This is a genomic window from Paraeggerthella sp. LCP19S3_G8 (assembly GCF_052119225.1).
Classification (GTDB): domain Bacteria; phylum Actinomycetota; class Coriobacteriia; order Coriobacteriales; family Eggerthellaceae; genus Paraeggerthella; species Paraeggerthella hominis.
In genome coordinates this window covers 20,493-43,925 of sequence record NZ_JBQKFQ010000015.1, presented here as the reverse complement: position 1 = coordinate 43,925, position 23,433 = coordinate 20,493, and the positions used below count along the sequence as shown (strand labels likewise).

Sequence of the window (23,433 nt, the reverse complement as noted above, 5' to 3'; positions counted from 1 at the left end):
TCCGGGGCGGGTCGGCCAGCAACCCCGCAGGGTCTGCTTCATCGTAATCCGCTTGCGGATCGAGCTGGAAAAGAAAAGACCCGGCAGAGCCAGGTCTAACTGTAATGGGGGGAGGGGCTACTCCACGCCCACCATAACGTCGGTGGACTTCACGATGGCAAGCGCCTCGCCGCCTTCTGCCAGCCCCAGCTCTTCAATAGCCTCGTTGGTGATGGAACCCTTGATGAGGGAACCCTCGGCGGTTTTCAACGCCACTTGGCCGTTGACGGCGCCCTTTTTCACGGATGCGATGGTTCCGGGAATTTGATTGCGGGCGGAGATGCCTGCGATGCGCTTGGTTCCGGCAGCGAACATGACGTTGCTGGCCTTGATGATAGCCGTGGCGCTCATGCCCTCGGCAAGCCCCAGGTCGGCGATGGCCTCCATGGTGATGTCGGCTTTGACTACGGTGGATCCCAAGTTGATGGACACCACGCCGTTGACGGCCCCTTCGGTTATTCCCGAAACGGTGCCTTTAAGCTGGTTGCGAGCGGAAATCTTCATGTGCGATTCCTTTCGTTGGGGCCTCCGGTATGTCGGAGGCCGATTGGGTATGGCCGCAGTATCGCAGCACCCGACGGTTTCGTGAAGAAATCGGGCGGAATCGTCTCCCATTTGTATTCTTGACCGGCTTTTGCGGGCGGTATTCGGGGCGCCCGGTCACCGTGTCTCGCTTTCGACCTGCGGTCGGCGCTTGCGGCAACGGCTCAATCCCGCTTACGCGGTGCGTGACGTCCCCCTTCGCTGTCAAAACGGACGAGTTTTGCGGCGGTTTTCGGCCTTTTCGGGGCGACCCGGCTGCGGGCGTTTTGCAACATGCCAGGTCAGAAGCTTGCCGCCGGCCATTATCCTGATTCGAGGACCAGCAAAACTCGTCCGTTTTGACAGCGAGGGGGGCCGGGCGGCCCAAGCCGGGCAGGTTCGGGGTTCCTACACGCCTACGGTCATGTGCATGGCGTAGAACGCGAAGCGCACAGCGAACGAAGCGGCAAGGGCCAGCATTCCGGCGCCCGCAGTGAGCAGCAGCCGCACCGTGCCGGTGCGCCGGGCAACGGTGAAGGGGTCGATCGACGCGGGCGCTGGCAGCGTTTTGCGCAGCGAGGCAACGGCGCACAAAGCAACGGCCCCGGCTTCCAACGTCAGGTACAAGCCCAGCAAAAGGCCAAGGTTGGGAACAAGATCGGTCGCGCGCGTCGTGGTGGTGACAATGCCTTCAAGCGCTTGCCACTCCAAGGCTAGAACACCCGCGTTCGCCGCAGCTGCGCAGGCCGTAACCGCAAGCGCGACGAAGGCCGCGCGCCGCGACGGCTCCTGGCGAGCGAGCGCCAGCCCGAACAGTCCCACGATGGGCCCGCTCGACAGCGCGTTCAGCCACAGCGTCAGCGGCGCGGTGGGCAGGTTCCACGTGGGAACCGAGGGCACCGAGTACGCCACGCCGATAAACCACACGAACGCGAGGCCCGCCGCGATGGTGGGCACAAGCCAAACGGTGCGAAAGGCGCGGGTAAGGTCGTTGCGAAACGAGATGATCCAGTAGATGCCGCCAAGTGCCAGAAACGCCACAGCGGCCACCACTTCGTTCGAAAGCGGCGATCTGCCTATGCCCGTAATCACGTACAGCGCGTTCGCCGGGGTGCCCAGATGCGTGGCCGATGCGATGAGGCCGGAGATGGCCAGCACAAGCGGAACCACCAGATGGCGACTGATGGCGTCGGCGCGGTCCTTCTTGCTGGCGCGTACGATAGCCGCGGCCATAAGCAGATAGCCTATCACGCCTGCGGGTGCGATGGTGGTGAACAGCACGAGCGTGATCTCGTTGATCGCCGTCTCCATGAGCGTCGGGCCTCTTTTCGCGTGTCGTGGGCGGTGGTTTCCGATACGTGCATCGGCAACCACCAGTATAAAGAATACGGGCGAGCGGAGGGAGACCGCTCGCCCGTATTCCGGGAGGATACTGCTTTGTGCGAGACGTTACAGGGCAATTCCCATGAACAGTCCGTAGAATCCGATGCGCGCTACGAACACGCCGACAGCCACGATGGCGCACGAGCCTACCATAAGCGCCGGCGCGAACGCCTTCTTCGACGCGACGTAGGCCAGCACTGCTCCCAGCAGACCGCACGCGGCGAACGCTGCCAGCATCATGCCGATGGCCGGAACCAGCTGCGCCGCCGATCCCCAGATGTTGCGGATGCCTTCAAGCCCGGCGATCTGCATGCCGAAGCCCGCAGAGGCTACCACAACGCCGGCCAGCGTGAGGGCCAGAGCTATCGTGCCGGCGCCCTTCGGCAGTCCTACCTGGGCGAATCCTACAGTGCAGAATCCCAGCACCGTGCCGCCGGCCACCATGAAGCCCACCATCTGAACAATGGACGTCGGGGTGTTCCACGTGGGGATGGTGTGCATCATGTACGCCAGGCCGCAGAACGCCGAGAACACGACGGCCAGAACCGACAGCGCAATCAGGAACGCGCGACGTGCGCCTTCGGACAGCTTTCCTGCCAGGCCAAGCGCCCAATAGATCACAGCCGCTACGACGAACAGCACGCCCGCCAGGATCTCGTTCGAAAGCGGCGAGGATCCCACGCCCGCGAATACCCCGAAAGCTCCCAGAGGGCTGGCCAGGTGCATGAACGCACCCGCAAAGCCCACGGCCAGTACTGCCAGCGGCAGCGCGGTCCAGCGGTCGAGGCGCTTTGCGGCCGCCTGGTCGGGCTTGCCTGCCAAGAACGCGTACGTCAGGACGATGAACGCTCCTGCGCCCATGGGAGCGAGGGTGGTGAACACCGCCAGTGCGGCATGCTCGAATCCGGAACCCATGTTACTTCACCTCCGTCTTGTTGGCCACGACGCACGAGGTCGAGCCGCACGGCTGCGCTGCCGCGCAGTTCTTAATGTAAAAGTTCGGCGTGGTCACGCTGGGATCGGGCAAGGGCGCTACCGCCGCGCGGCCGTCGCCTTGCTCCAGCTGGTCGATCGGCCCGAACTCGATGGCGCGCATAGAACACGCCTCCACGCACATGGGCTGCTTGCCTGCGGCTACACGGGACGCGCAGCCGTCGCACTTCACGCTGTGGCCCTTCTGGCGATCGACGTGCGGGTTGCCGTACGGGCAGGCCAGCTCGCAGTAACCACAGCCGATGCAGCGATGCGTATCCACGGAAACAATGCCCTTATCGTCTTTGTGCATTGCGCCGGTAGGGCATACGTGCGTGCATGCCGGGTTGTCGCAATGGCTGCATGCGAACGACGTGTAGTACGTGTAGGAATCGGTGCTCCAGGTGCCGTCGGCCGCCTGGGTCCATCCGCCGCCCTCAAGTTCGTACACGCGGCGGTACGAATAGTCCAGCGGCAGGTCGTGATAGTCGCGGCAGGCCGCTTCGCAGGTCTTGCAACCCGTGCAGCGCGTCGCGTCGAAATAGAAACCGTACTGCGTCATGGCTTACCCCTCCACCTTCTCGATCGTGCCGATTACGCTGTGCTGGCCCGTGCCCTTCGACACCGGGTTGCAATGGCGGCTGGTCAGCGTGTTGCTGCAACCGCCGTGGTCGATGCGGTCGCCCTGCATGTCGGCGCGATGCCAGGCTCCCTGCGGGTACATGATGGTTCCGGGAATGACGCGGTTCGTCACCTTGGCCGTCGTGCGGATTTCTCCCTGCGCGCTGACCAGGCGAACCTTGTCGTTGTCCGCGATGCCGCGCGAAGCGGCGTCCATCGGGTTGATCCACGCCTGGAACGGAGCTAGCTTGTGCAGCGTCGGGTTGGCGGCGTACGTCGAGTGGGTGGTTCCCTTGTGATGGAAGTCCACAATCTGGAACGGGAACTCTTCGGTCGTGGAATCGGGGCCGTCGAAACCAGGATAGTACACGGGGATGGCCGAGATCACGTCGCCTTCCTGCAGATCCCACGTCTCGGCGATCTTCGCCAGCTCGGGGGAGTAGATCTGGATCTTTCCGGTTGCCGTTTTAAGCGGGTTTGCCACGGGATCCAAAATGAAGTCGTCAACCTTAGTGGACGGTTCGATGTCGTACGTGAACGCGCCCATCTTCACGCCCTCGTCGTACGTGGGAAGCTCGGGCTTGTCTTCGCGCAGCTCGTCGTAGAGCTTGCGGCACCAGTCTTCGCGGGTCAGGCCGCCCTCGGAATACTCGTCGTACACGCCCAGGCGCTTCGCCAGCTCGCCGCACACCTCGTAGACTTCGCGGCGCTCGAACTTCGGACCGTAGAGGGGCTGGCCGAAACGGATGCCCTCGACGTCGTTGGACTCGCCGGCGGCCGTCAGGCTGTACGTTTCCTGCGGGGTCAAGTCGGGCAGGACGATGTCGGCCCAGTTGCACGAGTCGGTCCAGGCGATGTCGTACTGCAGGATGAACTCGCACAGGGTTTCGTCGCGTAGGATATCGGTGGTGAAGTTGATGTCGGCGTTTTGGTTGGCCATCATGTTGTTGCCGTAGTTCACCAGGAATTTGACGCCCACCTTCAGGCCGTCGGCATTCTGAATGCCCGCGTTGGTGGCGGTCAGCTTCGCGCCGTCGCGGATGGCTTCGGGCCACAGGAAGTTCGGGAACTTCGCCTTGATGGGGTTCTTGCCCGTGGGCAGGGTGTTCAGGCCGATGTCGTCGTTGCCGATGGTCCCGCCCGACGTGGTGCCCGGCTTGCCTACCTGGCCCACCAGCTGCGGCAGCACCATGATGGCGCGCGAGGCGTTGTCGCCGTTGGTATGCCGTTGGGGCCCAAGGCCCTGGCAGATGTAGCACGGGTCGGATTCGGCAATCTCGTGCGCCAGCTTCACGATGCGCTCTTCCGGCACTTTCGTGATGGCGGATGCCCACGCAGGGGTCTTCTCCACCTGGTCGTAGCCGGTGCCCAGGATGTAGTCGCGGTAGGACAGGTTCTTGCCGCGAGCATCTTCGGGCATGGTCTCCTCGTCGAAGCCCACGCAGTACGTGTGCAGGAAGTCCAGGTCAACCAAGTTTTCGGTGATGAGCACATGGGCAAGGCCCGCTACCAGGGCTGCGTCGGTGCCGGGCACGATGGGAATCCATTCGGCGCCCTGGTTCGTGCAGGTTTCGTTGCGGCGCGGGTCGATGACGATGACGCGCGCGTTCTTCTTCTCGCGAACCACGTTCAGGTCGTAACCCGGGCCGTCACCGGCCATGCGCATGTCGTTCGGCGCGAAGCCGAAGAACACGACAAGCTCGCCTTCCTGGATGGTCTTGAGCGAGCGGTTGCCCCACGACTTGCCGTACGTGTACGGGTACGCCCCGAAGCTGATGGACGCGCTCGAGTAGCTGCCGTAGCGCGTGACTTCGCCGCCCAGCAGGTTGAACAGGCGGAAGAAGGGATTGTTCATCATGATGTTCTGCTCGACGCCCGAGCATTCCTGGATGAACACGGCCTCGTTGCCGTACTGCTTCGTGATGCGCGTGAATTCGCTGGCGATGATGTCGAGCGCCTCGTCCCAGCTGATGCGCTCGTACTGGCCCTCGCCGCGCTTCGTGCCCTCGACGCGCTTCATCGGGTAGTTCAGCCGGTCGGCGCTTCCCAGCCACGGGCGGATGGAGCGGCCGCGCAGGCAAGCGCGCGCCTCGACGGCGCCGAACGCGGGGTCTCCCGTGTTGTCGGATTCGACGTACTTCAATTCACCGTCCTGCACATGGCACTGCAGCGGGCACGCGCCTCCGCAGTTGACATGGCAGTGCGTCCAGACGATCTCCTCGTTGCCAGCCGCGTCTTCGGCATAGGCTTGCGGAGCGTCGGCGAACAGGCTTTGGGATGCCGCTCCGCTTGCGGCGGCAAGCGCGCCGAGCGCGCCCGTCGCCTTCACGAAGGTGCGGCGGGTCAGTCCCTGGGATGTCGTGGTGTTCGACATGCAACCCCCTCCAATACTCGTAGGTTCCTCGTTTGCTTCGTGCGCCTTGCCTTCGCCTCGTCAACGCTCGGCAGGGCACGTCCATGCAGTTCGAACTGGCGAAAACTATAGATGTTTCGGGGTTGCAACCTTGTCACCAGAATGTTGTGATATTTTCGTTTCCCCAGGTAAAAGCTGTCACCATATTGTCGAATGGCTGAGTTTCACCCCGTTTTTCGGCATGAGAGCGTCTGTTAGAATGGCACCACGACAACCAAAGGAGGGATTCCGTACATGCGCGCGCCTACCGCACTCAGACCGGACGTCCCCAGCTTCGGGTACGCTGCATTCCTGTCGATAAACGCAACGTCGATTTGGGGAGGAATCTTCCCGTATCTGTCCGCACCGTGCCAGACCCCGCTTACTACCATTGTATTTTATACGGTGCAGATAGCGTCGTTTTGGGCTGCGTTCTGCGTATGCATGGCGGTCACATGGGCGCGTCCGGCCTTCGCCCGGCGGGCCCATGTTTTGGCGTTTTCCGTTCCGCTGGCGTTTGGTCCGCTGATGCTGGTGGGCGCTATGTACCTGGAATCGCTGGCGTTCGCGCTTATCGTGGTTGCCGCAGCGCTCATAGGCGTGGGATCGGCCGGATACCTTATGAGCTGGCAGCGCGTGTTCGCTTCGCTCGACAGCGCACGGGGGAACATGGCGCTCATCAAGGGCACGGGCTTTTCGGCGCTGCTGTACTTTTTCCTGTGCTTCATTCCCACGGCTTTGACGGCGTACTTGATTCCGCTTGTGCTGGTTCCGTTGGCGGGGCTGTGCCTGTGGATCGCGGCGGAGGGCACCGACGACGCGCAGCCTATGTTCGACGACGTTCCGCGCGAGCATGCGCTGGTGTATCGCAACGCCTTGCGCGAGAGCTTGCTGCCGGCGCTTTCGGTGGGCGCGCTGGGATTTTGCTCGGGCGCCATTCGCTTTATTGCGGTTACGCACCAGGACCTGCTCAGCACCATCAACATCTTTTCCATGTTCGCGCTGCTGGCCGTGGTGGCGGCGTTTTACGGAGCATGGCGTATACGCACCATCCACGTTGACTTGATGAGCGTTTTTCGGGTGCTGTTCCCGGTGGCGGCGACTTGCTTGATCGTGCTTCCGTTCGCGGGCGAGTGGTTCACCATCATTGGCAGCGGGGTTACGTACGCCTGCTTCATGCTGGCCACCGTGCTGGTCATGATGCACTGCGGCCAGATATCCCGCGATAGCGGCATCAATCCGGTGTTCATTTTCGCGTTCTACGGCACCATCACGTACTTTCTGCAAATGTGCGGGTACGTGGTGGGTTACGCTTCCGGCAGCGAAGTCACCTTGGGCGTCGAGCAGCTTTCGTTCGTGGGGCTGGTTGCGCTGTACGTTTTGTTGCTGGTTGCGTTGGTCGGTCGCAGGGTGGGCAAGCTGCACACCAACCGCCTGGAGTTTCTTATGCTCACGCCGAAGGCTCGCCGGAAGGAGGCGTCGGCGGAGATTGCCGTGAGCCGCGCCGTGCGCGCTCGCACGACGGCCGAGGCGGATGCGTCCGAAGAGGGCCGGGCGAGCGCGGCGAAGGGCCGGGCCGCGCGAGCGGCGGGCTCGAATCCTGCGGTGTCGGGCGAGGCGAGCTCTTCCGCGGCTTCGTCTGCGGTTGCGGTTGCGGGATCGGCGCCTTTGGTGGATCGGCTGTCGAAGCAGTGTCTGCGATTGAGCGAGTTGTACGGGTTGTCCAGTCGAGAAGCCGAGGTCATGGAGCTTGTTGCGCGCGGGCATTCAGGTCCCGCCATTGCCGAGATGCTGTTCATATCCGAGAACACGATGCGCACTCACAGCAAGCGCATCTACGCCAAGCTGGGCATTCACAAGAAGCAGGAGCTGTTGGCTCTTCTGGACGAGGTGTAGCCGCAGGCTGGCGGCGGGGCGGGGTGTGGCGTGCGGGCATGGGGCGTCCGGCTCTGCCGGCGCGGGCGTGGGCATCCGGCGTGCCGGGGGCCTGGGGCGGCGACTTGCGCCCGCTTTTTCAGTTCGCGTGGCGGCCCCATCTTGCTCCCGCAGCGCGTGGCGCTCCCCTCGCTGTCAAAACGAGCGAGTTTTGCGGCGGTTTTCAGCCCTTTCGGGGTGCCTCGGCTGCGGGCGTTTTATAACATGCCAGGTCAGAAGCTCGTCGCCTGCCATTATCCTGATTCGAGGACCAGCAAAACTCGCCCGTTTTGACAGCGGCAGGGGATCGACGGCGAACGCGACCGTCCCCCGACGGCTCGCGGCCCCGACGGCGACCGCGACCCCCCCCCGACGGCGAACGCGACCGCGGCCCCCCGTCGGCGAACGCGCCTGTTGCGCGGCCCGCAACGACAGGGCGACCTCCTGTTTTCGCCGTCGTGCGTGTGGCGAATCGGTCCGTTTCCGCGCCGCAACAAGGTTGCCTTATCTTACTTTGATATACTTGCTTATAGAAGAAGCAAGAAGCGGAGGTGAAGCGGATGAGCGAGCTCGTGGTAGGGACGATCCTGGTGCTGCTGATAGGCGCCCTGTTTTTGGCGCTGGCCTGGAACTACTGGCATGGGCGGTGGCTGCGGTCGATTGCGGGAAACACCGTGGCTACCGACGAAGAGCTTGCTTCACCTGAGCAGAAGCGGTTGGGCAAGCGTATGTCGGCGGTCATGCTGGTGTGCACGGCGGCGCTTTTGCTCCTGCTGGGGTCGACGTACGTGCGCGAACTGGGAGGTTTCGACTTCGTAGGCATTGCGATATTCGCGGCTATTGGGGGTATCGTGGGTTCCTGCGCGTGGGCATGCCTTGCTACCTGGCGCGATAATCGTGCGATTCGGAAAAGATCTCAGCAAGATAGCGAGCCCTTGAGCGAGGACGCCAAGCTTGATCGACGCGCGGGCATTGTTCTTGCCATCATCCTGGGTATCTACCTGGTTGTATCGTTCGTGGTTGCTCCGCTGGCGAAAGGCTGACGCTACCGCGATCTTTTCGGGGCGCGCCGTGCGTGGGCCGTGCCGCCGCCTGCGCCTTCGGCGGTGACACGCCTTCTCGAATGTGGGACAATGGCAGGCGAACTATTCGAAACTTCGCACGTTAGGTATCAGAATCATGTCTGCCCAGTTCAACATTAAAGCGGCCGATCCCGCTTCCGTGGATCTATTGCAACGCGAATTGGCCTTGCCGCGCTTCATCGCGGCCACGCTCGTCGCGCGCGGCATCGAGCGCCCCGAAGACGTCCGTCGCTTCCTTGCGCCCTCTATCGAGCGCGATTGGCTTGACCCGTACATTATTCCCGGGTTGTCCGAGGTGGCCGACGCTCTGGAGGCCGCTGTCAAGCGCGGCGACCACATCTTGGTGTTCGGCGATTTCGACCTGGACGGCATTTCGGCCACCACGGTGCTCACTCGCGGTTTGCGCGCCCTGGGCGCGCAGGCTACGCCGTTCATTCCCCTGCGTTTCGAAGAAGGCTACGCGCTGTCCGAGGCGGCGTTTTTGCGCGCGTGCTCGTTCGGCCCGGACTTCATCGTGACCGTGGACTGCGGCATCGCCTGCAAAGCGGAGGCGGCCATGGTGGTGGAGGCCGGTCTCGGCCTGGCCGTCACCGACCACCACGAGCCGGTTGACCTGGTGCCCGAAGGCGTGCCCGTGGCCGATCCCAAATGCGATCCTGCCTGCCCCAGCGCCATTCTTGCCGGCGTGGGCGTGGCTCTCAAGCTGGTGCAGGTGCTGGGCGGTCGCCTGGGGCAGCCGCACCTATGGCGGGACTACACCGACTTCGCCACCCTGGGAACGGTGGCCGACCTCATGCCCATGCGCGGCGAGAACCGCGCGCTCGTGGCAGACGGCATCGCGCGCATGAACAAGGCGCCCCGCCCGTGCATCGCGGCGCTCCTTGCCACCAGCGGCGCCATCGACAAGCCCATCAGCGCCACCAATTTAAGCTTCTCGGTCATTCCGCGCCTGAACGCCGCCGGCCGCATGGGCGACGCGCAACTGGCGCTCGATCTGCTCATGACCGATGACTTCGAAGAGGCCAATCGCTTGGCGGCCGAGCTCGAGCACGTGAACGACCAGCGCCGTGCCATCGAGGCGGAGCTTTCCGAGATCGCGAAAGCCCGCGCCGCAGAGGTGTACCAGGGTCAGCGGGCGCTTGTGGTGTCGGGCGAAAGCTGGCACGAAGGCGTGAAGGGGATTGTGGCAAGCCGCCTGGTCAACACGTACGGCGTGCCCAGCCTGCTGTTCACCATCGACGGCGACGAGGCGCGCGGCAGCGGTCGCAGCGTGGGCCAGGTGAACCTGTTCAAGGCCGTGGAAAGCGCATCCGACCTGCTCACGCGCTTCGGCGGGCATGAGGCCGCCGTGGGCGTGACGCTGCCGGCCGACAAGCTCCCCGAATTCGAGCGGCGCCTGTGCGCCTACATGGACGAGCTGCCCGAGGGCGCGTTCCATCCGCTTGTGAAGATCGACGCCTGCGTGAGCCTGGACGAGCTGACGTTGGAAAGCGTGGCTCAGCTGGACAAGCTTGCTCCGTTCGGTCAGGAGCATCCGGTGCCCGTGTACTTGGCGCGCGACGTGACGCTGGTGAACGCGCGCGCGGTCGGCGCCGAGAAGAACCACTTCTCGTGCTCGCTCACGGACGGGCGAGCCACGGTGGCCGGCATCATGTTCCATTGCTCGGACATCGAAACGCTCATGCGCACCGACAGCGTGGTGAACGCCGCGTTCGAGGTGCAGATCGACGAATGGCGCGGCCGCAAATCGGTGAAGGCCATGCTCCAGTCGCTGGCTCCTGCGCGTACGTGTGGCGCGCTGGAAGCGTGCCTCAACCCTGAAAACCTCAGCTTCGTGGCCGATCTGTATGCCACGAGCGATGCGGAGCTGTGCGCCAACGTGCAGCATCGTCCCGAGGACGTGGAAGCGTACGAGGCTGCGCTCGAGAAGAACCGTGCGTTCTGGGAGGCCAAGGCCGTCGAGGATCCCGAGGGTTTGGAGCGCGATATCGTGCGCGCCATCATCGGCGACCGTCGGCTGCACGACGCCCAGCGCGACATCTTGGACCACCTGGACGCGGGACGTTCGGTTCTTGGCGTGATGGTGACGGGACGCGGCAAGTCCCTGACCTTCCAAGTGCACGCCGCCATGCGCGCGCTGGCGAACCACGAGGTGAGCCTGTTCGTGTATCCCTTGCGCGCGCTTATTGCCGATCAGGCGTTTCATCTGCGCGAAGCGCTGGATGCGTTCGGTGTGCGCGTGGTCACGCTCACGGGCGAGAGCACGCCCGAAGAGCGTCGTCAGGCGTTCGCTGGATTGGCTGACGGCATGTACGATATCGCCCTGACCACGCCCGAGTTCCTGGCGTGGCATGCGGATGAGTTTGCCGCTACGGGTCGCGTTCGCTTTGTGGTGGTGGACGAGGCCCACCACGTGGGCTTGGCGAAAGCCGGGCAGCGCGTTGCCTACGCCACCATTGGCGCCGCCATTGCGAAGCTGGGAAGCCCCGCCCCCACGGTGCTGGCGCTTACCGCCACGGCCGACGACGACGTGACCGCCGCCATCGAGCGCGAGCTGCCCATCGATTCCTGCGTGTTCGACACCGCAGATCGTCCGAACCTGGCGGTGGACGACCGGCGCAACCTGCGCAATCGCGACGACTACCTGGCCAATCTGGTGGCGTCGGGCGAAAAGACGGTCATCTACGTGAACTCGCGCGAGCAGTCCGTGGCCGTTGCGCGCAGCTTGCGCAAGCGCGTGCCGCAGGTGGCGCCGCTCATCGGCTTTTACAACGCGGGCCTTTCGCGCAGCGAGCGCAAGCGCATCGAGGAGCTGTTCCGCACCGATGCGCTGAGCGTGCTGGTGGCCACGAGCGCGTTCGGCGAGGGCGTGGACATTCCCAACATTCGCCATGTGGTGCTGTACCATCTGCCGTTCAACGAGATAGAGTTCAACCAGATGAGCGGCCGTGCGGGGCGCGACGGGCAGGGTGCGAGCGTTCACCTGCTGTTCGGGCGCAACGATTGCTCCATCAACGAGAGCATCTTGCGCGACATGACTCCCGACCACGATTGCTTGGCGCAGGTGTACCGCAAGCTGCGCAGCTTGCAGCGCGAAAGTTCCGATACGTTCTTCACCTTGGGGAACGCCGATTTGGCCGCCGCTGCCAGCACGGACGTCTTCCCGGTGAGCCCCGCTTCCGCGGCATGCGGTGTGGCGGTGTTCCGCGAACTGGGCCTCATCGAGACCCATACGGCGTTCGGCGCCGACGGGATGGCGCGATCCATTCACGTGAAGGACACGCAGGATAAAGTGGAGCTGACGGACAGCGTTCGCTATCGCGAAGGTTTGGGGGAGCGCGAGATATTTCACGCGTTCCGCGACTGGGCGATGAAGAGCGATTCTGCTAGCCTGCATATACGCGTTTCCCGGCCCATTTTGCCGGGCAAGGCGCTGCATGGAAAGGAGGGCGACGATGACTAAGAACGATCGCGAAGAGCTGCTGGGCGAGGCCCCGAAATCGACGGGCAGGCAGACGGTCGAGGACAATCTGCTGGGCCGTCCGCATGTGGCCGAGAAATCGTTCGCTCCCGAAGCGAAGAAGGACGCTCAAGCGTCGCATACTCCCGAGGACCGCTTCATCGAGCTTCAGCGTTTGACCTCGACGTATCTTTCCGAAGCCGACGAGGCTCTTCTTGCCAAGGCGTTCCGCTTCGCAAGCGACGCGCACGAAGGCCAGTGCCGCAAAAGCGGCGAGCCGTTCGTGGCCCATCCCGTGGAAGTGGCCATTATCCTGGCCGATTTGCGCATGGACGTGGAAACGCTCATCGCCGCGTTGCTCCACGATACCGTGGAGGATACCAGCGTGACCGCCGCCCAGGTGGCCGAAGAGTTCAACGACCAGGTGTCGCAGCTGGTCGAGGGCGTGACGAAGATCACTCGCATCGAGGTGGAGAGCTTGTCCGACAAGCAGGCGGCCACCATTCGCAAGATGTTCGTGGCCATGAGCAAGGACATCCGCGTGATCGTCATCAAGCTGGCCGACCGCCTGCACAACATGCGCACGCTGGGCGCGCTGCGCGAGGACCGCCGCATCTTCAAGGCGCGCGAAACCCTGGAGATCTACGCGCCCATCGCCCACCGCCTGGGCATCAACTCCATCAAGTGGGAGCTTGAGGACCTGTCGTTCTATTATCTGGAACCCAACAAGTTCAAGCAGGTCAGCCGCATGGTTACGGAAAGCCGTGCCGAACGGGAGGACTACCTCAACCAGATCATCGGCATCCTGCACGACGAGATGGGCAAGGTGAACATCCAGGCGCAGATCATGGGCCGCCCGAAGCACCTGTACTCCATCTACCAGAAGATGACGAAGAAGGGCAAGGGCTTCTCCGAGATTTACGACCTGATCGCCGTGCGCGTGATCGTGAAGTCGGTCAAGGACTGCTATTCGGCTCTGGGCGCGGTACACACGCTGTGGCACCCCATGCCGGGGCGTTTCAAAGACTACATCGCCATGCCGAAGTTCAATATGTACCAAAGCCTGCACACTACGGTCATCGGCCCTGCCGGTCGGCCGCTTGAGGTGCAGATTCGCACCGAGGACATGCATCGACAGAGCGAATACGGCGTGGCTGCCCACTGGCGCTACAAGGAGAAGGGCGGCAAGGGCGGCGACGCCATCGACCAGCAGCTGGCGTGGCTTCGCCAGATGGTGGACTGGCAGGACGAGTCGCAGGACTCGCGCGAGTTCCTGAAGGACCTCAAGGTTGACCTGGCGCCTACGGAGGTGTTCGTCTTCACGCCGAAGGGCGAGGTCATGAGCTTGCGAGCCGGATCGACCCCGGTCGATTTCGCGTACGCCATCCACACGGAGGTGGGAAACCACTGCGTTGGCGCGAAGGTGAACGGCGCCATCGTGCCTCTAACGTACGAGCTGCAGCTGGGCGACCGCGTGGACATCCTCACGCAGAAGAGCGCAAGCCCTTCGCGCGACTGGCTCAACATCGTGAAGACGCCGAGCGCGCGCAGCAAGATTCGGTCGTACTTCAGCCGGGTGAGCCGCGGGGACGATTTGCAGAACGGCCGCGACAAGCTGACGCGCGAGATGCGCAAGCACGGCCTGGGCATTTCGAGCGCCCAGTCGATGCGCGCCATCAAGAGCGTTGCCGATCACATGGGCTACAACGATCCCGACGACATGCTGGTGAACATCGGCACGGGCAAGGAAAGCGCCCAGCATGTGTCGAACCGCCTGCTCAAGATCTTGGTGGACAAGGGCAACGAAGAGGCCGAGACGCTCGGCTTCGGCGCGTCCGATATGTCCACGGGCAAGCTGCCGCCCATGCTGACGTCGGTGAAGCGTCCGAAAAAGCACGAAGCCCATACCAGCAACGGCGTGGTGGTGAAGGGTATCGACGACGTGCTGGTTCGCTTGTCGCGCTGCTGCAACCCGGTGCCCGGCGACGAGATTCTGGGCTTCGTGACGCGCGGGCGCGGCGTGTCGGTGCACCGCGCGGATTGTCCGAACGCAACCGACCTCAAGCAATCGCCGGAGCGCATCATCGACGTGGCGTGGGAGCGCGACCTTCCCAAGAACACGTCGTTCAAGGTGGAGGTGTTCCTTGACGCGCTCGATCGCATGAACCTGCTGCGCGACGTGACCGTGGTGCTGTCCGAAATGGGAGCGAACGTGCTGAACTGCTCCGTCACGGCTCATCGCGACGGCATGGCGGAGATGCGCTTTTTGTTCCAGGTTTCGGACATCAACCATATCGATACCATTTTGAGCAAGCTGCGCGGCATCGAGGGCGTATTCGACGCTCGCCGCATGGTGCCCAAGCAGGGCAACGGAAAGAAAAAGTAAAGGAGGCCGTCCATGGCTCAGGTGAAGAAGGTCAAGAGCACGTGCGTGCCCGTCGAGTTCGTGACGCTTGGCATGCTGGGCAACAACGTGTACATCATCTCGGACGGAGAGGCCACCATCGTGGTCGATCCTTCCTGCAAAGCCGACGAGATTTTGAAGGCGGTGGGCAATCGCACGGTCGATGCCATCGTTTTGACGCATCGCCACTCCGATCACGTGGGGGCGGCGAAGGAGCTGCGCGACAAAACCGGCGCAACCGTCATCGCGTCGGCGATCGACGCGCCCATCATCGAGGGCAAGAAGCAGCTGCCGCGTGACGACATGCGCACCGAGCCGTGCCCGGTTGATCATGTTGTCAGCAACGGAGACATCGTGAAGATCGGCTCCATGCCGTGGAAGGTGCTGGTCACCCCCGGGCACACCGAGGGCAGCATGTGCTTGTTCCTCGACCCTCAGTTCGGCACGAATCCTGCGGGAGATCCGGTGCTGATCTCGGGCGATACGCTGTTCTGCGGATCCATCGGCCGGACGGATTTCCAGGGTGGCGACATGAACGCCATGCGCCGCTCCCTGAAGCGTTTGGCGGCGCTGCCCGACGAGACGGTCGTTTTGCCAGGGCACGAGGCTTTGACCAAGATCGGCAACGAGCGCAAGCGCGTATTCGCGTTCTACGCGTAAGGAAGCAAGGCTGGACGGGGCCGCCGAGCGAAGAGGCTCATGCCTCGCCTCGGCGGCCCCGTCCTTCTGCTCCGTTTTACCTGCTGCTTTGCTTCATCTTCAGCGATAACGCTAGACATACGAGCGCGAACAGGCCGAAAGCGGCAAGGCCGGGCGCGTTCGTGCCGAAGGCCGCCATGGACGCTGACAAAACCAGGGGCGGAAAAAAGCCGCCCAAGCCTCCCCACATGGAGACGATGCCGTTTGCCGGCCCGGCTTGCTTGGTGAAGTACAACGGCACCAGCTTGAACACCGTTCCGTTGCCGATGCCGCAGGCGATGCTGATCAGGTAGATGCCTCCAAGGTACGCCGGCAGCCCGGGAGCCAGCGCCAGCACGGCCGCACCTGCTGCGAGCGCAACGAATACGCAGGCCAGCAGCTTGTAGCAGTCGAATCGATCGGCCAGCCACCCGCCCAAGACGCGAACCGTTGCGGCAGTCACGATGAAGATCGAGGTGGCGGCTCCTGCGCTCACGCCGTCAAGAAGGTAGTGCGACGTGAGGAAGTTCGGCAGATACACCGTCAACGCTACGAACGCCCCGAAGGTCACGAAGTAGAACAGCGAGAGGATCCACAGGCGTACATCTGCGCCGATCTGCTTCATCTGCTGCACGATGGGGGTCTTCACGCGAGGCTCGCTGCGATCGCCCAGCGCAAGGTTCAGGATCACGAACACGGCCAGCAGCACCAGGTACAGCTTGACGGCCCCGCGCCATCCCAGCGCCAACGCCGCAACCGGCGCAAGCCAGGTGGTCAGCGCCGTTCCCATGTTGCCGAACCCGTACACGCCGTTCACGAACCCGTGTCGTTCTTTCGGGTAGTATTTGGGCAGCGAGGTGACGCCCACGGAGAACACGGCTCCCGCAATGCCCAGGAACGTGCCGCTTGCCAGCAGTTCCTGGTAGGTGGTGGCTTCGCTCAGAAGCCAAACGGGAACCAGCAGCGCCGCGAAGCTGGCAAGGAACACGGTTCGCGCGCCGAAGCGGTTCGCGCAGTAGCCGAACGGCACGCGCAGGACGCTTCCCAGCACGACGGGGATGGCGGTCACCAGCGCGATCGCATCGGACGGGATCGCGATGTCTTGCTTGATGGAGGGAAGCAGCGACGACAAGACCACCCACACCATGAATCCGGCGATCAGGTCGGCTGTCTGCAAAGGCAGCTGCAGGCGTTTTTCCATGTTCGATACCCCTCCCCCTTGGGGTGCCGCCGCAGCGGTTTGCCGGCGGACGCTCGTCAAAGCGGACTCGGCTTCGCGTTGTGCGCGGCGCCCGAAATCCCTATTGAACTGCTTACTCTATCACGGAGCGTTCGTGCGAGCGAAGGCAGAGCCGATAATGCGGGTTTTCCCGGATGCCTTTTACGTTTATTTTACTTCTGGATACGAAATAGGACGTGGAAAGCGGGTTAAGACCCTTTCGGTTTGTCAGATTTACGTTAAACTGATGAGTTGCTGAGCCTTTTTACTGGTTTGTTGAAAGGGAACTTGTGACCATAGAGTGGGCTGCATTTGTGGCCGAGCTCGCCTCCAACCCGGTGCTGGTGGCGGTGACCCTGCTCAATATCGGCGTGATCGTCGTCAACGGCGCGACCGACGCTCCCAACGCTATCGCAACCGTGGTGTCGACGCGCGCCATGAAGCCGAAGCACGCTATCCTTATGGCGGCTATCTGCAACTTCCTGGGCCTTCTGGTCATCTCCCTGTTCACGTCGGCGGTTGCCCACACCATATTCAACATGGTCGATTTCGGGGGAGATGCGCGCCAATCGCTCATTGCGCTTATGGCCGCGATGGTGGCCATTATCGTTTGGGGCGCAACGGCGTGGTACTTCGGCATCCCCACCAGCCAGAGTCATTCGCTCATCGCCGGGCTGACGGGTGCCGCCATTGCGTTGCAGGGCGGTTTCGGGGCCATCAACGGCGGGGAGTGGATGAAGGTCGTATACGGCATTTTTTTGTCCACGTTGCTGGGCTTTTTTCTGGGGTGGGCGAACTCCAAGATCATTGGCCGCGTATGCCGCAACAGAGATCGGCATCGAAGCGCGGCTTGCTTTCGGTGGGCTCAGGTGGTTTCGGGCGCGGGCGTAGCGTTCATGCACGGTGCGCAAGACGGCCAGAAGTTCATGAGCATCTTCGTTCTTGCCATCACGTTGGCAACCGGCGTGGGCCAAGCCGATCAAATGGTCCTTCCCATCTGGTTGATGTTCTTCTGCGCGCTCAACATGGGATTGGGCACCGCCGTAGGCGGCGAGCGCATCATCAAAAGCGTCGGGGTCGACATGGTCAAGCTGGAACCCTTCCAGGGGTTCGCTGCCAGTTGCGCGACGTTTTTCTGTCTTATGCTCTCCACGTTCGCCGGGCTTCCGGTGTCTACTACCCATACGAACACGACGGCTATCATGGGGGTGGGCGCGGCAAAGCGAAAAAGTGCCGTGAAGTGGGGAATTGCCGTCGAAATGGTGAAGACGTGGGTACTTACGTTTCCGGGCTGCGGTTTGCTCGGGTTCGTGTTCGCTCACTTGTTCCTGATGTTCTCGTAAGGAGGCCCTTATGGCCAAGAAGGAAAAGTTCGATTACTTTGACGCGTTCGAGAAGCAGACCAAGTTGGCCATGCAGGAAGCCGACTTGCTGATCGAAGCAATCGAGAAGTTCACGGAGGCTGAGAACCTGAGAGGCGCCATGGAGCGCGCGCATGAGCTCGAGCACGAGGGCGACGAAATCAACCATGCGATTTTCAGGACGGTTGCCACCGACTTCATCACGCCTATCGAGCGCGAGGACATCATCGACATGTCGCAGTTTTTGGACAACATCATCGACTACATCGAGGACGTGATCCAGCGTTTTTACATGTATGACGTGCACTTCATGCACCACGACGCGCTCGAGTTCGCCTGTCTGATCAAGAAGAGCTGCGAGGCTCTGGACACGGCCATGGAGGATTTCCGCAACTTCAAGAAGTCCAAGAAGTTCAAGCAGCTGATCGTGGACGTCAACACGTACGAGGAAGAGGCCGACCAGCTGTACCTGCAGGTCATTCGCAAGCTGCATACGCACGACCGCGAAAACCCCATGCGCGTGCTGGTGTGGTCCCAGATCTTCGATCGCATGGAGCGCTGCTGCGACGCATGCGAGCATGTTGCCGACACCATGAACACGGTGCTGCTGAAAAACGTGTAGCGAACAAGCTCGCCGACGAGGCATCGGCTTTGTCGGCGAGTTCGCGCCTGCAAGGCGTGCGGGCGCTTGCTTCTACGAGCGCGGCTCGAAGGGGTCGCGCTCGTCTTCGTCGTTCGATCCCCCGGTGCTGTCGATGAAGCGGCGCAGCTCTTCCCGGTTGACGATGATGCGATCGCTGGGGTCGCTGGCCTGCGACGGCATCGATGCTGCGGCCCCGTCGCCGTCGGCGTTCGTCGTATTCGCTACGGGCGGCAACGGCGACGTGCTGCCCGGCGCTCGCCAAAGGCGACGCAGCTTGTCGTACGCCGTTTTGCGCTCGCGCTCGCGTTCGATCTTTCCCTTCGGCGGCCGCACGCGGCGGGCGACCGACTTCACAGGACGAGCCACGGCGCTTGCCACCACGTCCGAGTAATCGCGCGGCTCTTGCGTGCGCCATCCGAAGAAAAGCGACGCGTAGCGAAGTCCCAAAACGATGGTCACGCAGATGATTTCCGCATAATGATCCAGGATATGGTTTTGGTGCAGCACTGCGTACACGATGCTGCCTACCAACGCCGCGCTGCCGTACAGGGCTCCTGCCTGAAACGCTTCCGGCTCCCGATTCATGCAAATGTCGCGCAGGATGCCGCCTCCCACAGCGGTGATGGTGCCCAAGATGATAGCGGGCACGATGTCGAGCCCGGCCGACGTGGCTTTGCCCACGCTGATGACGGCCCACAGGGCTACGGACAGGTTGTCCAGAAGATCCACTACGGGGTCCAAGTACGTAGCCAGCTTGCCGAAGTAGAACACCACCACGCCCGCAACGGCGCAGGCTATGATAAGCGTAGGTTTCTGAAATGCGTAAATGCCGTAGTTCTGAAGCAGCACGTCGCGCATGATGCCGCCGGCAAGACCGGTGATGATGGCGATGCACACCACGCCGAATATGTCGTAGCGCGCCCGTACGGCGCTCATGGCGCCGGACAGCCCGCCGGTCAACGATGCGGCAAGCTCGAGCCAGAAGGGGATGGCGAGGACTACTTCCAGCATGGGCGCTTACGCGTCCGCAAACGAGGTGGAAGGAGCTTCGTCTTTCGCGCCGTCTTCGACGGAAACGAGCACCGCTACCGTCGGCTCGCCCGAAAAGTCCAGGTTGTCGGTCAGGGTGCGAGCATCTTCCAGGTTGAAGCTTTCCCGGTCGAACGCGGAGATGTTCCCGTATGCTTTTTCGAGCGCTTCGTTGTACAGGTCCCAGAAGCCGACCGTGCGCACCTCTCCCGTGAAGGGGTTCTCCCAGGGGCGGTGCTGCCGGTTGTCGAACGGGCTTTCCGTCAGCTCGATCGGACGATGGCTCATAGACTGGAAGAACGAGTGCGGGCGCAGAATCCGTTCCAGGCGTCCCGCCACGGCGCGCTTGGCTCCGGTGGGGGAGTAGAACACGCGTTGGACCAGGCGGAAGTTCTTCACGGCTCGCTCGAACAGGTCGGCGGGAACGATCGCGCCGTACACGGTGAGAGCAGCGTAGGCGAACATCTTCGAGATTACGTTCAGCGCGAAGTCGCTTGCTTTGAGGATTTCCTCGGAGGGATTGAACGCGGCAACGGTAACCCCGCGCTTCTTGAACAGAACCAGCTCGTCGAGCTCGCTTTCGATGACGCCGTGAACCTCGGAGCCGTCTTCGCGCGACAGGCCGGGTTCGCCGGCGTCGCACAGACGGTACTCGTGGAAGAACACGAACGGGTGCATGGTGGAATCTAGCGTGTAGTGGCACAGGAAGCCCAGCGCGTACGCGCGGCCCACGGGCAGCTCGGCGCTGCTGAGGATCGAGAGCGAGTCTTTGAACGCTTTGAGCAGTTCGGCGGGCTTTTCGCTGTGCATGGTGTTGCCCAGGCGATTGTGCGACCTCAGGCCGGGGCTGATGACGGTGTAGAACAGCGGGTCAGGGCCCTGGTTGCCCAGAAGGAAGGCGTCGGCTTCGTCGCGCGAGCCGCCGATAAGGGAAAACAGACGGTCGTACACGTCTCGTCCGAAAAAGTCATGCGTGATGATAGCCGGCATAGCGTGAACTCCGTTTCTGACCTTGATTTTACCGATGACGCTACGCGCTATCATATACAATGTGCGGGTACTTGTTAACCGTCGGTTTTTCACTTGTGGAAAACCTTACAGGGGGGCGCTGCATGTTCGGAAAGCTGACCAAGCAAGAGCGAAGCTGGATTCTCTACGACGTGGGAAATTCAGCGTTCATCATGCTGTCGACGGCGCTCATTCCCGTGTACTTCGCAACGCTTGCCGAGCCGGGCTCGTCGGTGGTCGTGGCATGGGGCTATGCGGAAACCGTGGCGGCGCTGCTGCTGGCGCTGCTCATGCCCATCCTGGGCAGCTTGGCCGACCTCAAGGGCAACAAGAAGAAGTTTTTCATCGGCTTCGTGGGCACGGGCGCCGTGGCGTGCGCGGCGTTGGGCATTCCCACCGAGGCGCTTCCGTTTTTGATCGTGTACGTGGCGGCATCCATTATGGTGAACGGGTCGATGGTGTTCTACGACGCGTTTTTGGTGGACGCTACCACCGAAGAGCGCTACGACGAGGTGTCGTCGCAGGGCTACGCTTGGGGCTACATCGGCTCGTGCATTCCATTTATTGCATGCTTGGCGGTAGTGCTGGGCGGATCGTTCATAGGGATCGACATGATGACGGGCATGAAGATCGCCTTCGTCATTACGGCGGCTTGGTGGGTTGCGTTCAGTGTTCCGTTGGTGCGCGACGTGCATCAGACGCACTACAAGGAGCGTGCGAAGCGCGTGTTCCGGGATACGTTCTTGGGGTTGTGGAAAACGCTCAAGAACATCGTGCGCGACCGGCGCCTGCGGTACTTCATGCTGGCGTTCTTCTTCTACATCGACGGCGTGCATACCATCATCAAGATGTCGACCAGCTACGGTACCGACCTGGGAATCGACTCTACGCATTTGGTGCTTGCGCTGCTGCTGACGCAGTTCGTGGCGTTTCCGTCGGCCATCGCCTACGGGCGGCTTTCCACGAAGTTCGGAACGAAGCGCATGCTGCTGGTCGCCGTGTTCGCGTACTTCTGCATCACGCTGTTCGCCGCGTTCTTCCTGCGCGAGGCGCTGCAGTTCTGGATTCTGGCCGTGTGCGTGGGTCTGTTCCAGGGTGGCATCCAGGCGCTGTCCCGCTCTGAGTTCGGCAAGCTCATACCGAAGGAGCATGCGAACGAGTATTACGGCTTCTTTGATATTTTCGGCAAGTACGCTGCTGTTATGGGCACGCTGCTGGTGAGCGTGTTCACGCAGATGACCGGGAATTCGTCGGTAGGCGTGCTGTCCGTGGCGGTCTTGTTCATCGTGGGCTTCGTCCTGTTGTGGAGGATGCCGAAAGAGGGGTAGGAGGCGGCTGAAAAGGCGGTCGCTTCGCTCGAGTCCTTGTTTTCTCGCATGCGGTTATCACTGTGCGCGTTGATTTTCCTGCTTGTCAGGCGGTATAGGCAATTTTCGTTAAACTCGTTTTGCCATCGAGGCTTACTCTTCGCGATGCGGTATCATGCGAGCCATCGTATCTTCTTGATAGTCACTTCTCGTGCGGGTGAGGCGGAGGATTCTTGGTTACCGTTGCGGACATCGTTGCGTTGCCAGCGTTCAAGAGCGTAGATCTGATTGCGCCTTGTGAAGGGTCCCAGCAGCGGGAGGTTCGCAATGTCGGCATTCTGGACTGCCCTCCCGATTACAACGACTACAGGGTTTACGTTCCGGGAGAACTCATCCTCACGAATCTTGGTTTCGCATATGGCAATCCTGAGCTTGCAGAAAAATCGCTCTTGGCTATGCTGCGCAGAGATGTTGCCGCTATTGCGATCAAGACAGTGTACGACCCTCCCATCAGCGACGCTGTCCGCAAGGAGAGCGAGGAGCGCGGCGTCCCCGTCTATTTGTACGATGGTGCCTACCATGAGACGGTGGCGTACCAATCGCTTGACCTGATTCGAAGGGATCGGGCGGAGCTGGACAAGGGAAGGGCTTTGGATGAGCTGCTTGCGGCCCACGATGACGATCGCATCCGTACAAGGTTGAGCGCTATCGTCGGCACGACCGGCTCTATGCTTCAGTGCTTCGCTTTTGCCCTGCGTGCGGGTGACACCTGCTCGTTTTACGCCATGCTCGACTCGGTGTCCTCGTCGCTGGACGCGGTGAAAGCGGAATGCTATGCAGTGGAATCTGTGGGCGCATGTCGCTACCACGATCATATTCTTGCTTTCGTATCCTACGGTTTCGTGGGCGACGAGGAGCGGTTGGCCGCCGAAAAGCGATGTCTTTCAATGACTGGACTGGAAGAGGGGTTGCATGTTGGCGTAGGCGAAGCGGTTCATTTGGGCGACGGGGATGTTGGCATCCGTCAAGCGCTCGCAGCTGCGGATAGCGCACGTCGCTGCGGCCAGCATCTGATTCGCTGGTCGGAGCTGCATGTCGCAGCGTTTGCTCATGCCGTGCGCTACGATCGTTTGTTTATGAGCGCAAGCGCGTTGTATCGAGCCATGCTTTCCGATTACGATAAGAAGCACGGAACCGAGCTTGTTCACACGGCCGAAGCGTTGGTGATGCGGCATGGAGATGTCAAGACGATAGCGGAGGAACTGCACCAACATCCCAATACGATACGTTACCGCATGCGGAAAATGAAAGCTGTGCTGGGCATTCCTCATGAGGACGATAAAGCGTTCGTCGGTTTGCTCGATCTTGTGTTTCTTCCCGAAAGAGATTCTGTTTGATT

Annotated in this window: 17 protein-coding genes; 9 read left to right on the top strand and 8 right to left on the bottom strand. The window is 62.0% G+C overall.

What is annotated here, in order from left to right:
• Nucleotides 1-117: 117 nt before the first annotated feature.
• The 5 genes from ACTQZK_RS12355 to ACTQZK_RS12335 all read right to left on the bottom strand — a co-directional run bounded on the left by ACTQZK_RS12355 (nt 118) and on the right by ACTQZK_RS12335 (nt 5,911).
• A complete protein-coding gene (locus ACTQZK_RS12355) occupies nt 118-543 on the bottom strand; it encodes a TOBE domain-containing protein (protein ID WP_216529970.1) in 426 nt (141 codons plus the stop codon).
• A 426-nt stretch (nt 544-969) separates the two neighbouring features.
• Nucleotides 970-1,872, bottom strand: a complete 903-nt coding sequence (locus ACTQZK_RS12350) for a dimethyl sulfoxide reductase anchor subunit family protein (protein ID WP_441899711.1) — start codon at nt 1,870-1,872, stop codon at nt 970-972.
• Between the two features lie 138 nt (nt 1,873-2,010).
• The gene (locus ACTQZK_RS12345) at nt 2,011-2,859 is read right to left on the bottom strand and encodes a dimethyl sulfoxide reductase anchor subunit family protein (RefSeq protein ID WP_428421791.1); all 849 of its coding nucleotides are present in this window, start codon (nt 2,857-2,859) and stop codon (nt 2,011-2,013) included.
• A 1-nt stretch (nt 2,860) separates the two neighbouring features.
• Nucleotides 2,861-3,478, bottom strand: a complete 618-nt coding sequence (locus ACTQZK_RS12340) for a DMSO/selenate family reductase complex B subunit (protein WP_418831300.1) — start codon at nt 3,476-3,478, stop codon at nt 2,861-2,863.
• Between the two features lie 3 nt (nt 3,479-3,481).
• Entirely contained in the window at nt 3,482-5,911 is a 2,430-nt protein-coding gene (locus ACTQZK_RS12335; RefSeq protein ID WP_114567356.1) for a DMSO/selenate family reductase complex A subunit, read from the bottom strand.
• Between the two features lie 273 nt (nt 5,912-6,184).
• On the opposite strand from ACTQZK_RS12335, the gene ACTQZK_RS12330 reads away from it, so the two are divergent.
• From ACTQZK_RS12330 to ACTQZK_RS12310, 5 genes are all read left to right on the top strand, one after another.
• Nucleotides 6,185-7,825 (top strand): helix-turn-helix transcriptional regulator, encoded by a 1,641-nt coding sequence (locus ACTQZK_RS12330; protein ID WP_441899710.1) that lies wholly within the window; start codon nt 6,185-6,187, stop codon nt 7,823-7,825.
• 578 nt (nt 7,826-8,403) lie between these two features.
• Complete coding sequence (locus tag ACTQZK_RS12325; protein ID WP_441899709.1) at nt 8,404-8,886, top strand: hypothetical protein; 483 nt, start codon at nt 8,404-8,406, stop codon at nt 8,884-8,886.
• A gap of 136 nt (nt 8,887-9,022) precedes the next feature.
• On the top strand, nt 9,023-12,388 hold the full coding sequence (gene recJ / locus ACTQZK_RS12320; protein WP_114567354.1) for a single-stranded-DNA-specific exonuclease RecJ: 3,366 nt from the start codon (nt 9,023-9,025) through the stop codon (nt 12,386-12,388).
• Entirely contained in the window at nt 12,381-14,771 is a 2,391-nt protein-coding gene (locus tag ACTQZK_RS12315) for a RelA/SpoT family protein (RefSeq protein WP_114567353.1), read from the top strand. The genes recJ and ACTQZK_RS12315 overlap by 8 nt, the downstream gene beginning before the upstream one ends.
• 12 nt (nt 14,772-14,783) lie before the next feature.
• The gene (locus ACTQZK_RS12310) at nt 14,784-15,449 is read left to right on the top strand and encodes an MBL fold metallo-hydrolase (RefSeq protein WP_114567352.1); all 666 of its coding nucleotides are present in this window, start codon (nt 14,784-14,786) and stop codon (nt 15,447-15,449) included.
• Between the two features lie 76 nt (nt 15,450-15,525).
• Here ACTQZK_RS12310 and ACTQZK_RS12305 read toward each other — a convergent pair whose 3' ends face one another.
• Nucleotides 15,526-16,668: an MFS transporter gene (locus ACTQZK_RS12305; RefSeq protein ID WP_225749897.1), complete on the bottom strand. Its 1,143-nt coding sequence runs from the start codon at nt 16,666-16,668 to the stop codon at nt 15,526-15,528.
• 308 nt (nt 16,669-16,976) lie between these two features.
• Between ACTQZK_RS12305 and ACTQZK_RS12300 the strand changes: the two genes are divergently transcribed.
• Together ACTQZK_RS12300 and ACTQZK_RS12295 are read left to right on the top strand one after the other, a co-directional pair.
• Nucleotides 16,977-18,029 (top strand): anion permease, encoded by a 1,053-nt coding sequence (locus tag ACTQZK_RS12300; protein WP_428420994.1) that lies wholly within the window; start codon nt 16,977-16,979, stop codon nt 18,027-18,029.
• 10 nt (nt 18,030-18,039) lie between these two features.
• Nucleotides 18,040-18,669, top strand: coding sequence for a DUF47 domain-containing protein (locus ACTQZK_RS12295; protein WP_114567349.1), 630 nt, complete (start codon nt 18,040-18,042; stop codon nt 18,667-18,669).
• Nucleotides 18,670-18,741: 72 nt separating this feature from the next.
• Here ACTQZK_RS12295 and ACTQZK_RS12290 read toward each other — a convergent pair whose 3' ends face one another.
• Together ACTQZK_RS12290 and ACTQZK_RS12285 are read right to left on the bottom strand one after the other, a co-directional pair.
• Nucleotides 18,742-19,701 (bottom strand): trimeric intracellular cation channel family protein, encoded by a 960-nt coding sequence (locus tag ACTQZK_RS12290; protein ID WP_428420992.1) that lies wholly within the window; start codon nt 19,699-19,701, stop codon nt 18,742-18,744.
• Nucleotides 19,702-19,707: 6 nt separating this feature from the next.
• Nucleotides 19,708-20,709 (bottom strand): zinc dependent phospholipase C family protein, encoded by a 1,002-nt coding sequence (locus ACTQZK_RS12285; protein WP_418831307.1) that lies wholly within the window; start codon nt 20,707-20,709, stop codon nt 19,708-19,710.
• 122 nt (nt 20,710-20,831) lie between these two features.
• Here ACTQZK_RS12285 and ACTQZK_RS12280 point away from each other — a divergent pair, with 122 nt between their 5' ends.
• Both ACTQZK_RS12280 and ACTQZK_RS12275 read left to right on the top strand, forming a co-directional pair.
• A complete protein-coding gene (locus ACTQZK_RS12280; RefSeq protein WP_428420990.1) occupies nt 20,832-22,055 on the top strand; it encodes an MFS transporter in 1,224 nt (407 codons plus the stop codon).
• 212 nt (nt 22,056-22,267) lie between these two features.
• Nucleotides 22,268-23,431, top strand: a complete 1,164-nt coding sequence (locus ACTQZK_RS12275) for a helix-turn-helix domain-containing protein (protein ID WP_114567345.1) — start codon at nt 22,268-22,270, stop codon at nt 23,429-23,431.
• Nucleotides 23,432-23,433: the final 2 nt, after the last annotated feature.

Bases quoted from the DNA above. Each gene is read 5' to 3' on its own strand.
- ACTQZK_RS12295 (WP_114567349.1), top strand. From the start codon at position 18,040: ATGGCCAAGAAGGAAAAGTTCGATTACTTTGACGCGTTCGAGAAGCAG.
- ACTQZK_RS12355 (WP_216529970.1), bottom strand. From the start codon at position 543: ATGAAGATTTCCGCTCGCAACCAGCTTAAAGGCACCGTTTCGGGAATA.
- ACTQZK_RS12350 (WP_441899711.1), bottom strand. From the start codon at position 1,872: ATGGAGACGGCGATCAACGAGATCACGCTCGTGCTGTTCACCACCATC.
- ACTQZK_RS12340 (WP_418831300.1), bottom strand. From the start codon at position 3,478: ATGACGCAGTACGGTTTCTATTTCGACGCGACGCGCTGCACGGGTTGC.
- ACTQZK_RS12310 (WP_114567352.1), top strand. From the start codon at position 14,784: ATGGCTCAGGTGAAGAAGGTCAAGAGCACGTGCGTGCCCGTCGAGTTC.
- ACTQZK_RS12285 (WP_418831307.1), bottom strand. From the start codon at position 20,709: ATGCCGGCTATCATCACGCATGACTTTTTCGGACGAGACGTGTACGAC.
- ACTQZK_RS12325 (WP_441899709.1), top strand. From the start codon at position 8,404: ATGAGCGAGCTCGTGGTAGGGACGATCCTGGTGCTGCTGATAGGCGCC.
- ACTQZK_RS12335 (WP_114567356.1), bottom strand. From the start codon at position 5,911: ATGTCGAACACCACGACATCCCAGGGACTGACCCGCCGCACCTTCGTG.
- ACTQZK_RS12290 (WP_428420992.1), bottom strand. From the start codon at position 19,701: ATGCTGGAAGTAGTCCTCGCCATCCCCTTCTGGCTCGAGCTTGCCGCA.
- ACTQZK_RS12305 (WP_225749897.1), bottom strand. From the start codon at position 16,668: ATGGAAAAACGCCTGCAGCTGCCTTTGCAGACAGCCGACCTGATCGCC.
- ACTQZK_RS12330 (WP_441899710.1), top strand. From the start codon at position 6,185: ATGCGCGCGCCTACCGCACTCAGACCGGACGTCCCCAGCTTCGGGTAC.
- ACTQZK_RS12315 (WP_114567353.1), top strand. From the start codon at position 12,381: ATGACTAAGAACGATCGCGAAGAGCTGCTGGGCGAGGCCCCGAAATCG.
- recJ (WP_114567354.1), top strand. From the start codon at position 9,023: ATGTCTGCCCAGTTCAACATTAAAGCGGCCGATCCCGCTTCCGTGGAT.
- ACTQZK_RS12345 (WP_428421791.1), bottom strand. From the start codon at position 2,859: ATGGGTTCCGGATTCGAGCATGCCGCACTGGCGGTGTTCACCACCCTC.
- ACTQZK_RS12280 (WP_428420990.1), top strand. From the start codon at position 20,832: ATGTTCGGAAAGCTGACCAAGCAAGAGCGAAGCTGGATTCTCTACGAC.